A 14,514-nucleotide genomic window follows, 5' to 3' on the forward strand; every position below is an offset into this window, starting at 1 on the left:
AATGTATATTTTTCATGCAATTATACAATTATAGATATCAATGCTGTGACCACTATACGCTCCTCATTCGCAATCCGATCTTAAAAGTTAAAGTAGAATCCGACCTCCGTATAACTAGAATCTTGCACAGGTCGTCCTGGACGCACTCGGTACTCACCCTTTGTGTATCTCACATATGGTGTAACGTAGGGAAGATTCAGTGTCACAGATACATCCATGCTATCCCTCAAGCTCTCATCATAGGGATGATCGCCTAATAACAGGTCAAAGTTATAGCTCGCTCCAAGGCTCAACCACTCTACAGGCGTATAGTCCACCGCTAATGTGTTGTTCCATTCTGTCTGCTGACTCAGTTCATAAGCGAGCGAACTATCGTCAACGAAGGCCGGCAGGTCTATATTGTGGCTAGGGTTACGGTACTGAAGCGAGGTATCTAGATAGGCAAACACGCTGTTACTTAGTGCTTTGCCCGCCAAGAATCCAACATCGTAGATATGCGTTTGATATTCAAGCTCACTTCCGTCTGATGCCTGCGCTGTTAATTCATCGCCAAAGCCATAGCGGACGTAGGTCTCGAGATACCATGTATCTATAATTGTTGAGTAAGAAGCGCCAACCTCAAGGTATCTGTCTGTATCAATATCAACAGAGGCAGAAAAGTGCTCTGTAAAATCATAACCAATACCGGCAACGCCCAAATACTCGCCATCATATTGAGACGCTTGCAGATTCACGCTGACATCCTCAAGTGCAGCCAATGCATTTGAGGAAAAAAGCATACAGATAACCATTGACCAAAAAGACTTCATTCAAACTCCATCAACAAGATACAAAAAAGGCTCTGCAGATAACCATCTTTAGAGCCTTCCTAAGCTAGAATTAGACCATTAACCGCTAATGCGATGTGCCTGTATTTTTTGCTTTACTCGTTGAGCCTTGCGCTTCAGTTGCTGTTTATCAATGGCGCTCATGTCTTGTAGACGCTCACCATCAACTTTGATCGGCTTGCCATTGATGATCACATAGTCATTGCCTGCATCACCCTCGACGTAATACGCATTGTGGCCATCAAGCTTCACAATCTCTGCAATCACTTTGGTTTCACGAATGTTGTCGGGATCCGTGATCGTAATGGTGCCGGTACCGTCTGGTTTCATCTCGACTTCAGCAACGGGAACGCCATTGTTGGATATCGTGTAGATCTTCGTCCCGTCACCCTCAGTTCTCGCTAGCTCACCTTTCCACTGCAACGTAGGGTTCTCTTTTGGCACATCGTTTTCAAAGCTGCCGTCATTTATTGCAATGGCGTCTTTTGCTGCTTGAACCGCTTCTTTTACTTCATCAATTTTTTCAGTATCGCGAATTGGGTTTTCCGCAGGTGGCACTGGTGCATCATTGCCGTACTCAGGATCATATCCATATGCTTCAACCACATCCTGTACCTTCTCTTTAGCCTGTTCAGCACGCGTTGGCTCTGAAGAAGAACATCCGGTAATCACGGCCACAGAGAATAAAGCAACTAGAGTTAAAGACTTTTTCATATTTATTTCCAAATAGTGTATCGACTTGATGACGCTATTTTGCACAATTCGTGAGTTCATAAAAATAAGGCAAAGTACAAACCTGAAATTTCTAATATAAATATCTAGATCGATATCATGCTATTTCTCTCTCTGACAAAGGAAGAATAGTTTTTACGCTCGAGACTCTGCTAAAGTGAGCTTAACTAAACGAATGGAATAAAAAATGAAGATAGGAATCATTGGCTTAGGTGATATTGCACAGAAGGCATACCTTCCTCATGTTACCCAACTACCCAACGTAGAGTGGATACTCTGTACTCGCTCACAGCCTGTGTTGGACGAACTGTGCCAACAATATCGAATCAAGCAATCGTGCAATGATTATCAACAATTGCTCGCACTTAGAGTTGATGCGGTAATGATTCATGCGGCAACTTCCGCGCACGCTGCAATAGCAAAGTTCTTTCTTGAGCGCGGAATACCGACGTTTGTCGATAAGCCTTTAGCAGACAATATTGCCGATGTTGAGATGCTTTATGAAACTGCGCAGAAGCACAATGTGCCTTTGTATGTGGGCTTTAACCGTCGACACATCCCTCTCTATAACCAATACATTCCTGAGCTTAACAGGCACGATGTAGGGGAGCTTAGGTCACTGCATTGGGGAAAAAACCGATACGATCTTACTGGGGATATTCGCACCTTCATCTTTGATGATTTTATTCACCCGCTTGATAGCGTAAACCTCAATGCTCAGTCTACTCTCGATGACCTGCATATTACTCATCAGATGGAAGGCAATAAGCTCGCACGTATTGATGTGCAGTGGCAGGTTGGCGACACTTTGCTACGTGCCAGCATGAACCGACAATTTGGCATCACCCGAGAGAGAGTAAGTGCCTGCTATCAGAATAAAGCATACGAATTCGACTCTTTCGTTTCAGGAAAATGCTGGAAAGAAAATCAAGAAACGAATGTGAGCCTTAAAGACTGGACGCCGATGCTCGAAAGTAAAGGCTTCCATCATATGATGACCCACTGGTTAGAGGTGGTGAACTCAGGGCATCTAGACGCCACTATTGTTGAGCGAAATATCGCATCACACCGCCTTGCAGACGCGCTATGTGAACACATAACACAACAAGTATCACGCAAATAAAGGATTATAGCCGTGACCATAAAAAACAAACTTAAGCTGCTATTAGGGACTTTGTTCTTTTTCTCAATAGCCAATATCGGCTTCATTTACTTTCTTGAATCCCGCAGCGAAAACAAACTGCAATGGGTTATCCATACCAATGAAGTTATGCAAACCTCAGGGGATTTACTCAATGCTATTTCTGATGCAGAAACTGGACAAAGAGGCTATCTACTCACAGGGCAAAGCTATTATCTGGAGCCCTATTTTCGTTCTCGAGATGAGATCAAATCCATCTGGGGTGACTTAAAAAGCCTCACATCGGACAATCCACAGCAGCAAGAATTGCTTGACGAGTTGGTTGAGGATATCGACAGCAAGCTTGAAGAGTTGGCGTTCAGCATTAGCCTCTACAATGAGCAACCTGCTGAAGCGATAGAGATGGTGCGTACCAATGTAGGCAAAAAGTACATGGATAACATTCGCCGCAATCTGTCTTCATTTAATGCCGAAGAAAAGCGATTGCTAGAAGAGCGCAAAGGGGACTATCGAGAAGCGCGTGCTTACATCACTATGATGATAGTGATAGAGACCATTGTGATGCTGTTTTTGGCCTTTTTTACTGTAGTGACGGTTAACCGCACTCTGTTTAATCCACTGACCAAGCTGATGGATGCAACACAAAAAGTAGAGCAAGGGAAAAGGCAAGATGTGGTGGATTACCTTCCTCGAGATGAGATTGGGTATCTCATGGGACGCTTCTACAAAATGAGCGAAAGTATCCACCAGCGCCACTCCGACCTTCACACCAAGGCGCATACCGACGAACTAACAGGCGTCTATAATCGGATAACCTTGTACTCTGATATTGAAGAGGCGATTGCGTATAGCCAACTAGACGAGAAGGTTGTAGCGCTGTGCTTCATCGATATGGATGGATTTAAGGACATTAATGACCAGCTTGGGCATGAATATGGAGACATACTATTGCAAACTGTCGCGCAGCGACTCAAAGAAACCGTGCGCAGTTCAGATCGCGTTTATCGCTATGGCGGTGATGAGTTTGTGGTACTGCTACCCATGGTTCGATACCAAGAAGATGTCTCACAAATTGTCAGTAACTTGGTTGATAGTATTCGTAAGCCTATTTCACATAAGGGACAACACATTGACGTTCGCTTCAGTATTGGGGTTTCTGTCGCGCCTGCAGATACGTCAGATCCTTCGGTGCTAGTGGATAATGCAGATAAGGCTATGTACCGTTCCAAGCAAGCGAAACAAGGCAAAGTCGAGCTGTATAGCGCCTAACTCTCTTTCTATATCATCGTCAAAGGCCAGCTCAGCTGGCCTTTTTTATATGTAAACCAGTATCTAGCTTCACACACAAGGATACGTATTTAAATACACGTTAACTGCCTGTAACATCTCGTATATTTTTGACTCTCTGTATAGTTGCGACCATCATTATAGGAGTCACTTTTATCAAGGATACGGACGTTAATGAAAAAGTACGCGCTGATTGCCTTCATCGTTGCCTTCTCAGGCTGTGCTTCTTTTGTCGGGTTAAACTTTGAGGAGCTGTTTGGCCCCGAAAAAGTTCAAGACCGAATGGTCGAGCATGACTTCTCACAAGCCCAATACTTTATCGATGAAGTACAACCCATTCTCGACAAGCGCTGCGTGGTTTGTCACGCCTGCTACGATGCCCCATGTCAGTTAAAGCTCACCTCTCCTGAGGGAATAGATCGCGGCGCAACCACCGCATTGGTGTATCAGGGAGCTCGCCTAACCGCGACCAAGCCCACCCGCCTGTATGAAGATGCTCACTCTACAGAAGAGTGGCGCACACACGAGTTTTATCCCGTGCTCAATGAGCGCCTGCAACGCAGAGATGCCAATATTGAAGCCGGTGTTATGGCGCAGCTACTTATCCAAAAAGAAGAGTTTCCTTTACCTGATGACGTAATTTTGGACGACGATGATTTTGACTTTAGTCTAGATCGCACCTTTGTTTGCCCTACCTCTGATTCAATCCAAGCGTACAAAGAAGAACAGCCGCTCGGCGGTATGCCTTATGGCATGCCAGCACTTGCTAATGATGAGCAACAAACCCTGCTTGCGTGGTTGCGCCAAGGGGCAAGTATGTCCAAACTTCCCCCTTTAACTGAAGAGCAACAAAACGCGGTGGATAAATGGGAGGCGTACTTCAATCAAGATGGCCTAAAGCGTCAACTCAGCAGTCGCTATATCTATGAACACCTATTCCTGTCTCATCTTTATTTCTCCGATCATGAAGAGAAGCTGTTCTTTAATCTTGTACGCTCATCAACGCCCCCTGGCGAGCCTGTAAAACGTATTTCCACTCGCAGGCCTTATGGCAACCCGCAAGTGGATCGTGTCTACTATCGATTGATCAGAGAGCGTGAAACGATTGTAGATAAGACCCACATGCCATTCGCTCTTAATGCTGAACGAATGGAAAAATGGTTGAAGTGGTTCGACAAAGAAGACTATACCATCACTAAGTTGCCAAGTTACCAGCTAAAAGTAGCCTCCAACCCCATATTAGCCTTCGCGGATATTCCCGTGGATTCTCGCTATCAGTTTCTGCTTGATGAAGCGCAAAATACCATTATGGCCTTTATCAAAGGACCGGTATGTCGCGGGCAGCTTGCACTCAACGTTATCAATGATCATTTCTGGGTATTCTTCACCAACCCAGGACGAGTTGATAATAAAACGGCGACCACATTCCTTCGCTCTCAAGCAAAGAATATGAAGCTGCCTGGGCAGTTGGATAGCAACACAACGCCACTGTTCAATTGGATCGAATTTTCTAAAGCTCAGTCTGTCTATTTGACTGAAAAAACCAACTTCATGAACGACTACTTCAAGAATGGAGAGCACCTAGATATTGATATCATCTGGGATGGCGGTGCAGAAAAGAACCCTAATGCGGCACTGACCATATTCCGACATTTTGACAGTGCTACCGTCGCTAAAGGTCTGGTTGGCAATCAACCCAAGACAGCCTGGGTTATAGATTACTCATTGCTTGAACGCATCCATTACCTGTTAGTGGCTGGCTTTGATATCTACGGCAACTTTGGCCACCAGCTTATCACCCGTATGTATATGGATTTACTGCGAATTGAAGGGGAAACCAACTTTATTGCCTTGTTGCCTAAAGAGTCACGACACGACATTTTGTCTAGCTGGTATGAGGGCCAATCTATCGAGTTTACCGACTACCTAACGCGCAATGCTAAGCCATTCGATCAGGAGTCTGGGATTGAATACCGCACCAATGACCCTAAGACTGAATTGCTGACTCTGCTAACAAATAAAGTGTCCCCAATACTCGATAAGCGCTACGAAGTCACAGATACGCCGTTAAAACGAGAGAGTGAGGTAATGCTGCAAGAAGTGAGCAGCTTTGTTGGCGGCGGAATAGAGTACTTCCCACAGCTGATCACTATCAACATAGAAGCAGACAATGGCAAGCAACATGTGTTTACCTTAATTCACAGCAACGCACACACCAACATCTCTAGCCTGTTTAGTGAAGACGATAATCGTAACCCCGAAAAAGACACCTTTACGCTCGTAAACGGCGTCTTAGGCAGCTATCCTGCCGCATTCTTGAGCCTGCAAGAGCGTGAAATCCCCGAGCTAATCACACTCATTCGCGAAGTAGAAGATGATGACGATTACGAAGAGCTGTTGGATCGTTTTGCCATAAGACGTACCGACATCAAATTCTGGCCGTTCAGCGACAAGATTCACGCTTGGTATGAGAAAGACCAGCCCATTGAATACGGCCTGCTGGACTATAACCGCTTTCAGAATCGCTAAGGTATTGTTCATTAGACCTTAGGGGGCATATACCACGATATGTGCCCCCCAAGATTCCGCTGGGCCGCCAATCCGGATAATTGCGCTGCAATTTCCGGAATGAGGTTATGAGCTAGATTCGGCACAATGCCCTCAAAACCAACAACAACCGTCATCCTAGAATTTACGCAGTAAATATCTAGGATCTTAGTGAGCACTTGGCTTGATTACTGCACTCTCTAAGGTTCTGGATATTTGCGTTGCAAATTCCAGAATGACGTTATTGTGTAGGATTCGGTGCAATGTTCTTAAAATCAACAACAGCCGTCATCCTAGAATTTACGCAGTAAATATCTAGGATCTTAGTAAGCACATTGCTTGCTTATGGCATTCTCGAAGGTTCTGGATATTTGCGTTGCAAATTCCAGAATGACGTTATGGGGCAGGATTCGGCATTGTGCTTAAAATCAACAACAACCGTCACCCTAGAATTTACGCAGTAAATATCTAGGATCTTAGTGAGCACATAGCTTGATTACTGCACTCTCTAAGGTTATGGATATTTGCTCTGCAAATTCCAGAATGACGTTATGGGGCAGGATTCGGCATTGTGCTTAAAATCAACAACAACCGTCACCCTAGAATTTACGCAGTAAATATCTAGGATCTTAGTGAGCACATAGCTTGATTACTGCACTCTCTAAGGTTATGGATATTTGCTCTGCAAATTCCAGAATGACGTTATGGGGTAGGATTCGGCACAATGTCCTTAAATTCAACAACAGCCGTCATCCTAGAATTTACGCAGTAAATATCTAGGATCTTAGTGAGCACATTACTTGCTTATGGCACTCTCTAAGGTTCTGGATATTTGCGTTGCAAATTCCAGAATGACGTTATGGGGCAGGATTCGGCATTGTGCTTAAAATCAACAAAAGCCGTCATCCTAGAATTTACGCAGTAAATATCTAGGATCTTAGTGAGCACATAACTTGCTTATGGCACTCTCGAAGGTTCTGGATATTTGCGTTGCAAATTCCAGAATGACGTTATTGTGTAGGATTCGGCACAATGCCCTTAAAACCAACAACAGCCGTCATCCTAGAATTTACGCTGTAAATATCTAGGATCTTAGTGAGCACATAGCTACCACTTATAGTTTGATAATCAAGAGCTATAAAACCCACAAAAAAGGGCACTTTACAGTGTAAAGTGCCCTTCTCGAAACTTGTATTCTATCAAGCTAGCTGTTCACAGCCTGCTTAGTGCTTTTCGCATCTTCTGGCTTGTCTTTTGAACCCAGTTCAACCACTTGTTCTTTCTCAGATGGTTTAGTGTCGCCGTTGAATTTTCCGCCGCGCTCTATGCTTAGGTCGTCAGTGTAGATAGTGCCTTGTACCTGACCATTTTCTAAAATTTCGATTGAGGTTGCATGGCATGAGCCTTCAATAATGCCATTCACAATCACCTTACCAGCGAAGATATCACCGATAACTCGGCCTGATTGGCTAACGATTAGAGATTGCTCAACACTGACTTGGCCAATGACCGTGCCATCAACGTGCATATCACTCTCTAGCTTGAATTGGCCTTCGACTTGGCAGCCTTTTGCGATGAGAGTTGTAGCTGATTGCTTGCTCGGTTTTCTATCCTTTTGACCAAAGAGTCCCATCTAATACCTCGTTCTTTTTCAAATAATGTTTCAAAGTTTGCTGCGCTCCATTCATGGAATGCCAATGGATCCAGTGCGCGGCCTACAAAGCGAATTTCATAGTGAAGGTGTGGGCCGGTTGAGAAACCCGTATTGCCTGAATAAGCAATAAGCTGTCCTTTCTCAACAAATTCTCCAGATTTCACCTTAAATTTCTGCAAGTGAGAATAAGATGTAGAGAACCCGTAAGAGTGCTGTAATCGCAGGAAATTACCCGAACCTGTTTTGCTTGGTCTAACAACCTCAACAACACCATCTGCAGTAGCATAGATCGGTGCCCCTGTGTTCACGGCATAATCTATACCACGATGTAGGGTTTTTCTGCCCGTTTTAGGGTGAATTCGATAGCCGTAATGTGAGGAAACTCGCACGTCGCCTACTGGGGAGCCGTTCGGTATATTATTCAGCATATAGAGGCGTACAGAAGAAGTTACCGCGGCTGCATCAAGACGGCTTTCTAATTCGCCATCTTTTTCAGCAACGCCAAGAACCACTTCCAGGTCCCCTAACCTATCGGAAACCTGCTGCAATCGCTCTTCGCGTGCACCTAGGTCCCCTTCAAGCTCTACCTTCAGGTTTTGCAGCTGTTCAACTTCTTCGCTTAACTCTAAAGAACGGTTTTGCAATTCAGTCTGCTTCAAAAGGGCGAAGTCGACCTCATTGTTCAGATAGTAAATAGCAGCGCCACCCGCAATAATTGCGGCAATAAAAAAGTAGCCAAAGCCCTTAAGGCATTGTTGTAATAATTTACCCATCTGGAAATGACGAGTTCCATCGACAGTGGAAACTGTGACTATTACATGCTCTTTCATTCGCACCTTACTAACTGTTTAATTTTTAACCGGACGCGTAGTTTACTCAAAATGACAGGATCAGCAAGTTTTACCTGTCATTTATGGCGGGTTAGGGTAATTTCAACGAATTTAGGAAATTAAAACTCTTTGTCTGCAAAGCCTGTCACTTCATCGATACGCAGTGCTTTACCCAGTTTAGTCAGTGGGTGAACAACAACAATGCCCTTAACACGGCGCTTCAGTTGGCCCATGTCAGCTTGTTCTTGCTTAGTGATTGGACGAGAAAACGGCTTATCCGATAGCTCTTTACGTTCTTTGTTTAGATCGTAGCTTTCTTTGTGCTTAAGCTGTGCAACCTGCTTTTCTAGCTTAGTGATCTCTTGCTCAAACTGAGTAATGATGCTTTGATCACGACGAGAGATAGCAGCCGCTAGTTTGTGTTTGCACTTATCAATGCGGTTGTTCAGGTTTTGAATTTCTTTCTTTGCAGACATTTGCCGCTCCTAGTAAAAAAACGTGCCGTCATAGGACGGCACGTTAAGTGGAATACGTGAAGTATATAGTGTGTTTGCCACGGAGACGACAATTTGATTAAGAAAAGCTTAGGATTCCGCTTGTTTGCGTATCGCTTTGAGTAATACCGAGGTATCCATGCGACCTAAACCTTCAGCAGAAAGCGCTTTGTAAGCTTCAGTGCTTGCTTCTGTTAATGGAAGTTTAAGATCGTGTTGTTTCGCTTCTTCTAAACAAAAGCCAAGATCCTTGATCATCCAGTCAATGGCAAAGCCAAAGTCGAACTTATCTTGCGCCATAGTATTAGCACGGTTTTCCATCTGCCAAGATCCTGCCGCACCATTCTTTAGACAATCCACCAAGGTATGAACATCCAAGCCAGATTTCTCGGCCAACAACAAGCCTTCAGACAGACCTGTCAGAGCACCCGCTATACAAATTTGATTCACCATCTTCGCTCTTTGTCCCTGCCCTGCTTTGCCCATCAGCACAGAAGATTTGGCGTAGGCATCAAACACTGGCTGCATCGCATCAAAGTCAGATGGGTCGCCGCCACACATTACAGTGAGCACGCCATTTTCAGCACCCGCTTGACCACCAGAAACAGGAGCATCAATAAATCTTAGGTTGGCTTTAGCGGTGGCTTCTAGCAGCTCTTCCGCAAGGTTGGCTGATGTTGTCGTATGGTCAACCAAAATAGCGCCCGCCTTCATGTTGGCGATAGCACCGGTCGCTGAGGTAGTGACGCTACGAACATCATCGTCATTGCCGACGCACACCAAGACTACATCGGCATCTTCAACACACTCTGCTACAGTCGCGACGGCTTGCCCTGCATACTCCTTGGCCCATTGCTCTGCCTTAGCAGTGGTGCGGTTATAAACACGAACCTCAAAGCCCGCCTTAACCAAATGACCCGCCATTGGGTAACCCATGACACCCAAACCTAGAAAACTGATTCGCATTACTCACTCCTTTTATACCTGCAACTGCACTCAGATTAACACGTAGCGGGGAAAATGAACGTTCCAAGGGTGAATACTTTGATTTAATAACTGCACTTTAAGTTAAAGGGTTTCGTAAGAGATGACATGCATGGAGGATTCAATATGAAGTGGATATTAATAGCGCTCGCTTTACTCATCTCACCCCTCACAGTGGCAGGCTATGGCACAGGAGGCGTCCCTTCGGTGCCTTGCTACATTGATGGCAAATATAAAGGCACCATTGCCATCAATGAGTGCAAGCGCCTCGGCGGAGAAATTCCGGGCGAAAAAAAGAGCAAGCCTTAGGCCTGCTCTCTTCACTTGTATCTGGTTGAGAATGACTTTTTATAAAGCATTCTCAATCACACATGATTACAACTCAGCGTTATGGTAAACCTGCTGAACGTCGTCACAGTCGTCTAGAAGGTCTAGGAACTTCTGGAATTTCTCTGCGTCTTCGCCGGCTACTGGAGTGTGAGTTTGTGGAACGAAAGTGATCTCTTCCACATCCAAAATTAGCTCAGGGAAAGCACCGATTAGTGCAGTCTTGGTCTTGAAAAACTCTGTATGCGGAGCAAAAACAGTCACAACACCGTCTTCAACTTCAACGTCAGTCACATCAACGTCGTCCATCATTAGTGTTTCAAGGATCACTTCGTCATCATCACCTTTAAACTGGAACACAGCTTGGTGATCAAACATGTGAGAAACAGAACCTTCTACACCAATTTTAGCGCCTGTTTTCACGAAGCATTGACGTACGTCTTGGAAGGTACGGTTGCCGTTGTCCGTTAGGCAATCAACGATAACGCTAGTGCCACCAGGACCAAAGCCCTCGTAACGTGCAGGTTGGTAGTCTTCGCCACCACCCCCGGTCGCTTTATCGATAGCTTTATCGATAACGTGCGCAGGAACCTGGTCTCTCTTCGCTTTTGTGATTAGGTGCTTTAGAGACAAATTCATGTCTGGATCTGAACCACCGTTCTTTGCACACATGTAAATTTCTTTACCGTACTTAGAATAAACCTTAATTTTTGCGCCAGCTGTTTTGGCCATTGAGGCCTTGCGCACTTCAAAACTTCTTCCCATCGGGATCTACTCTCTAATTCTATGTGTCTCAGAAAAAGTCACACTCATCGGCCAGCCAATGAGTGATAAAAACTACCCTAAATTCATCATCTGTCGATACTTCGAAACAGACTCGTCAAACCAAAGCACGTGTTGTTCGGTCTTAAGCTTGCTGCGTTGCTCTGAAATATCTAATTCAGTGCCCTGCGAGTGTTTGACCTTCCACACCAAATAAGATGCTTGTTTGTCCAACTCTACGCGGTATTTATCTTCAGCAGGAAGATCAGAAAGATTTATCGACATGTGAGGTTTTTTACTACGAATTCGTGACGCGTAATATAGCACAAATCTGAGATGAGAAAAAACGCGTTAATTTACACTGTAAATAGAAAGTTTGAAGTTAGGCGCTGGTGATACCAAAGACAATAACAGAAACTCCCCCACCAACAGCAACGCATGCGGTCATAACAGGCGCCACTCGATACCAGAGCTTCTTGTCCCCTATCGCCACCACCATGCCCATTTTAACTAGGGTATTCACTGACGCGGCGATAATAACGCCAATAGACGCAACCATAACACTTAACGACTCTGTGCTCTGACGCCCTAGAGCAAGGGAAATAGCATCAACATCAGTAATACCTGATAGTGCCGACAGCATAAGCACGCCCGCATCCCCAAACCAATTGGAGAGTACATGGGAAAGCAGGATGATCACCGCTAATACCGCACCAAAAAACAGCGCCGAACGCAAAGCAAGTGGATTGGTCTGCTTATTATTCTGCTCCACATTATCCACCTCACAACTGCGCCATATCCACCAAGCAGGCACATACAGTACGATCATCATGAGTAAGATTATGGGCCAAATCAGCATTACCAGATCAGGGTTTATTACCGACAATACAACCAGTAAGCGTGGGAACATAGTGCCGCAGCAAAGCAAGATGCCACTGGCGAGTAACGGGCTAATATTGGCTTGCTCTCGAGAGAGCTGAGAAAACTGCAGGGTGAGAGCGGTAGAGGAGCTCAAACCTGCAAACACAGAAGTGAATAGTATCCCTCGCTTAGCGCCACCAATTTTTATCGCAAAATAACCAACAAAGGAAATGCTGGCAATGAGCACCACCATCCACCAAATCTCATAAGGGTTGAGGGCATTCCAAGGGCCGTAAGATTGGTTTGGCAGAAGGGGGAGCATCACAATGGAAATAAGGAGTAAGCGCAGCGCTGCATCCAGTTCGTACTCTTGAAGCTTTTGCAGGGCTTGGTGAAGTTCTTTTTTATTGTCCAGTACCACAGCGGTAAGCACCGCCGCCACCGCCGCTAAGACTGCTTCACCAGAAACAGCAAGGCAGCCAATGATAAAGGTGATTAGCAGGCTCACTACGCCAGTGATGCTGATGTCTTCACTTCGCTTTTGCTTCATCACAAAGGCAATACAGGCCAATAAGACCAGCGCAATCAAACCAAAGCCGATAAGTAAGGGCGAGTAGAGACTGGCTAGCGTTGCTATCAAGCCGCCTAGCAAGCTCACCAGCGAGTAAGTACGAATACCGGCCACACGACTGCCTTCAACCCTATGTCGCATTACCCAGCCTCTCTGAGTACCGATTATTACGCCCAATAACAGAGCAATGAACAGGTTCCAGATGAGGTGTTCATTCGTTACAAGATCACTAATGTTCATAGTCCACCTTTGTAATAGGGGCTGTTGATCTTTTGAGGTTATTTTTAATCGCAAAAGGTCAACAGACCCTACGCACACTTATGATTATTTTATGCCAAGGGAGAGATTTTTCTTTGACCTAGGAGAAAAGAAACGCATAAAAAAACGCACATACCCTTGTAACGAGTACATGCGTTCTTGTGTCGTATTTTAAGTTGAAAATAAAAACAATACGACAGAGTAATTTTTGTCATATGCCCATTGCTGAGCGTACTAGTCTCGCGTGGAATTAGTGTAGTAACCCCAACTCGCGAGCCTCTTCCAGTGTCAATCCGCTTTCCCTGATTTCGCGCATTTGTTCTATTCGGCGTCTTGCCTCTGCAGATTTTAGCTGTTTATTCGAAGTGGCTTCGGGGGTGGCGTTCAATTCATCCCACGAACCCGCGAGACCTTGCATCTCTTCTCGGCTGATAGAATTAATAGACATCACTTTGCTCCTGAAATAACAATAAAATATAAGGCGTTTTTGCCTTGTGATATACAGTAGAAGCGGCGCTGGTCATGTATGCGCTAAGCTCCTCTGACCTCTGTATTGATAGCAATCTAGCAATCTTGTGTTAAGAAAATTTGAATCGATCTGTGATGGGGTTATCACCGCCTTTTTTGTTTTGTGGACAGCGTCTGTATTTGGTCACATTTTAGTCAATATTGATTTACACTTACAAATAATAATGCTCAAAAAAGGAACGATTCTTGTGACTCGGCTAGATCAATGGCAACAACAGTTTTCGCAGTGCCACAAAACGCGGAAGCATGATCAAGTGAAGGTTTTGGCTCAATTGATCAATGATCCTCCCCAAGAATTATGGGGGCCGGAATTGTCGATCGAGCAGAGTCAAGGGCTTGGCTGTTGGCTTGATGGTTGTGCTCGTATGTATCAACATCACTTAGAGCAGGCAGAGCTTGAGGCGGCCTACTCTTATCTGTGTTTAGCACAAGGTCGATTGGAGCAGGTGATCAGCCGGGCTGAAGTGGATCAAAACATTCGTTTATGCTGCTGTCGTAGGCTTGAGCAGGTCATGGTATTGATCGTTGAGTTTTGCAAGAAGCAACATGGAAAGGCGTGGCGCGCTGAGTTAAGCAATCAAATTGAATCACACGTTAAGTTCTTAACGCTTTATCCGCTCAATGAAGCGCCGATCCCTGTGTTGAAGCCCTCACGAGGGGCGAATAAATCCGCATAGATCTTGGGTTTACAAGATCTATGCGGAAGCATGA

At 45.0% G+C, this 14,514-nt stretch carries 15 protein-coding genes; 5 read left to right on the plus strand and 10 right to left on the minus strand.

Going from position 1 to position 14,514, the window contains the following annotated elements:
- Positions 1 to 80 precede the first annotated feature (80 nt).
- Both A6E01_RS18785 and A6E01_RS18790 read right to left on the minus strand, forming a co-directional pair.
- A complete protein-coding gene (locus A6E01_RS18785; RefSeq protein ID WP_065211004.1) occupies positions 81 to 809 on the minus strand; it encodes a hypothetical protein in 729 nt (242 codons plus the stop codon).
- A 78-nt stretch (positions 810 to 887) separates the two neighbouring features.
- Positions 888 to 1,541 carry a hypothetical protein gene (locus A6E01_RS18790; RefSeq protein WP_065211005.1) on the minus strand — a complete coding sequence of 218 codons (654 nt, stop codon included), beginning with the start codon at positions 1,539 to 1,541 and terminating at the stop codon, positions 888 to 890.
- A gap of 205 nt (positions 1,542 to 1,746) precedes the next feature.
- Here A6E01_RS18790 and A6E01_RS18795 point away from each other — a divergent pair, with 205 nt between their 5' ends.
- From A6E01_RS18795 to A6E01_RS18805, 3 genes are all read left to right on the plus strand, one after another.
- Positions 1,747 to 2,682, plus strand: coding sequence for a Gfo/Idh/MocA family protein (locus A6E01_RS18795; protein ID WP_065211006.1), 936 nt, complete (start codon positions 1,747 to 1,749; stop codon positions 2,680 to 2,682).
- Positions 2,683 to 2,694: 12 nt separating this feature from the next.
- Positions 2,695 to 3,969 (plus strand): diguanylate cyclase domain-containing protein, encoded by a 1,275-nt coding sequence (locus tag A6E01_RS18800; protein ID WP_065211007.1) that lies wholly within the window; start codon positions 2,695 to 2,697, stop codon positions 3,967 to 3,969.
- Positions 3,970 to 4,161: 192 nt separating this feature from the next.
- Entirely contained in the window at positions 4,162 to 6,516 is a 2,355-nt protein-coding gene (locus tag A6E01_RS18805; RefSeq protein WP_065211008.1) for a fatty acid cis/trans isomerase, read from the plus strand.
- 1,222 nt (positions 6,517 to 7,738) lie between these two features.
- On the opposite strand, the gene A6E01_RS18810 is transcribed toward A6E01_RS18805, so the two are convergent.
- The 4 genes from A6E01_RS18810 to A6E01_RS18825 form a co-directional block, all read right to left on the minus strand.
- The gene (locus A6E01_RS18810) at positions 7,739 to 8,062 is read right to left on the minus strand and encodes a bactofilin family protein (protein ID WP_017028441.1); all 324 of its coding nucleotides are present in this window, start codon (positions 8,060 to 8,062) and stop codon (positions 7,739 to 7,741) included.
- 8 nt (positions 8,063 to 8,070) lie between these two features.
- Positions 8,071 to 9,018, minus strand: coding sequence for a M23 family metallopeptidase (locus A6E01_RS18815; protein WP_026026155.1), 948 nt, complete (start codon positions 9,016 to 9,018; stop codon positions 8,071 to 8,073).
- A 119-nt stretch (positions 9,019 to 9,137) separates the two neighbouring features.
- Complete coding sequence (locus tag A6E01_RS18820; RefSeq protein WP_017028439.1) at positions 9,138 to 9,494, minus strand: YibL family ribosome-associated protein; 357 nt, start codon at positions 9,492 to 9,494, stop codon at positions 9,138 to 9,140.
- Positions 9,495 to 9,602: 108 nt separating this feature from the next.
- Complete coding sequence (locus tag A6E01_RS18825) at positions 9,603 to 10,478, minus strand: NAD(P)-dependent oxidoreductase (RefSeq protein ID WP_017243724.1); 876 nt, start codon at positions 10,476 to 10,478, stop codon at positions 9,603 to 9,605.
- A 144-nt stretch (positions 10,479 to 10,622) separates the two neighbouring features.
- On the opposite strand from A6E01_RS18825, the gene A6E01_RS18830 reads away from it, so the two are divergent.
- Entirely contained in the window at positions 10,623 to 10,805 is a 183-nt protein-coding gene (locus A6E01_RS18830) for a hypothetical protein (protein ID WP_065211009.1), read from the plus strand.
- Positions 10,806 to 10,871: 66 nt separating this feature from the next.
- On the opposite strand, the gene A6E01_RS18835 is transcribed toward A6E01_RS18830, so the two are convergent.
- The 4 genes from A6E01_RS18835 to A6E01_RS18850 all read right to left on the minus strand — a co-directional run bounded on the left by A6E01_RS18835 (position 10,872) and on the right by A6E01_RS18850 (position 13,723).
- The gene (locus tag A6E01_RS18835; RefSeq protein ID WP_017028436.1) at positions 10,872 to 11,588 is read right to left on the minus strand and encodes a YebC/PmpR family DNA-binding transcriptional regulator; all 717 of its coding nucleotides are present in this window, start codon (positions 11,586 to 11,588) and stop codon (positions 10,872 to 10,874) included.
- Positions 11,589 to 11,660: 72 nt separating this feature from the next.
- Positions 11,661 to 11,870, minus strand: coding sequence for a DUF3283 family protein (locus tag A6E01_RS18840; protein ID WP_017028435.1), 210 nt, complete (start codon positions 11,868 to 11,870; stop codon positions 11,661 to 11,663).
- 97 nt (positions 11,871 to 11,967) lie between these two features.
- The gene (locus A6E01_RS18845; protein WP_017028434.1) at positions 11,968 to 13,257 is read right to left on the minus strand and encodes an MgtC/SapB family protein; all 1,290 of its coding nucleotides are present in this window, start codon (positions 13,255 to 13,257) and stop codon (positions 11,968 to 11,970) included.
- Positions 13,258 to 13,525: 268 nt separating this feature from the next.
- Complete coding sequence (locus tag A6E01_RS18850; protein ID WP_017028433.1) at positions 13,526 to 13,723, minus strand: PA3496 family putative envelope integrity protein; 198 nt, start codon at positions 13,721 to 13,723, stop codon at positions 13,526 to 13,528.
- A 268-nt stretch (positions 13,724 to 13,991) separates the two neighbouring features.
- On the opposite strand from A6E01_RS18850, the gene A6E01_RS18855 reads away from it, so the two are divergent.
- Positions 13,992 to 14,480: a hypothetical protein gene (locus A6E01_RS18855; RefSeq protein WP_017028432.1), complete on the plus strand. Its 489-nt coding sequence runs from the start codon at positions 13,992 to 13,994 to the stop codon at positions 14,478 to 14,480.
- The last annotated feature ends 34 nt before the right edge of the window (positions 14,481 to 14,514 follow it).

It is taken from the genome of Vibrio breoganii, from assembly GCF_001677275.1.
Taxonomy (GTDB): domain Bacteria; phylum Pseudomonadota; class Gammaproteobacteria; order Enterobacterales; family Vibrionaceae; genus Vibrio; species Vibrio breoganii.

What these genes read in the sequence shown, in the direction of transcription:
- A6E01_RS18810 (WP_017028441.1), bottom strand. Translation starts at nt 8,062, where the DNA reads ATGCACGTTGATGGCACGGTCATTGGCCAAGTCAGTGTTGAGCAATCT.
- A6E01_RS18845 (WP_017028434.1), bottom strand. Translation starts at nt 13,257, where the DNA reads ATGAACATTAGTGATCTTGTAACGAATGAACACCTCATCTGGAACCTG.
- A6E01_RS18840 (WP_017028435.1), bottom strand. Translation starts at nt 11,870, where the DNA reads ATGTCGATAAATCTTTCTGATCTTCCTGCTGAAGATAAATACCGCGTA.
- A6E01_RS18825 (WP_017243724.1), bottom strand. Translation starts at nt 10,478, where the DNA reads ATGCGAATCAGTTTTCTAGGTTTGGGTGTCATGGGTTACCCAATGGCG.
- A6E01_RS18815 (WP_026026155.1), bottom strand. Translation starts at nt 9,018, where the DNA reads ATGAAAGAGCATGTAATAGTCACAGTTTCCACTGTCGATGGAACTCGT.
- A6E01_RS18790 (WP_065211005.1), bottom strand. Translation starts at nt 1,541, where the DNA reads ATGAAAAAGTCTTTAACTCTAGTTGCTTTATTCTCTGTGGCCGTGATT.
- A6E01_RS18805 (WP_065211008.1), top strand. Translation starts at nt 4,162, where the DNA reads ATGAAAAAGTACGCGCTGATTGCCTTCATCGTTGCCTTCTCAGGCTGT.
- A6E01_RS18835 (WP_017028436.1), bottom strand. Translation starts at nt 11,588, where the DNA reads ATGGGAAGAAGTTTTGAAGTGCGCAAGGCCTCAATGGCCAAAACAGCT.
- A6E01_RS18795 (WP_065211006.1), top strand. Translation starts at nt 1,747, where the DNA reads ATGAAGATAGGAATCATTGGCTTAGGTGATATTGCACAGAAGGCATAC.
- A6E01_RS18850 (WP_017028433.1), bottom strand. Translation starts at nt 13,723, where the DNA reads ATGTCTATTAATTCTATCAGCCGAGAAGAGATGCAAGGTCTCGCGGGT.
- A6E01_RS18785 (WP_065211004.1), bottom strand. Translation starts at nt 809, where the DNA reads ATGAAGTCTTTTTGGTCAATGGTTATCTGTATGCTTTTTTCCTCAAAT.
- A6E01_RS18820 (WP_017028439.1), bottom strand. Translation starts at nt 9,494, where the DNA reads ATGTCTGCAAAGAAAGAAATTCAAAACCTGAACAACCGCATTGATAAG.
- A6E01_RS18830 (WP_065211009.1), top strand. Translation starts at nt 10,623, where the DNA reads ATGAAGTGGATATTAATAGCGCTCGCTTTACTCATCTCACCCCTCACA.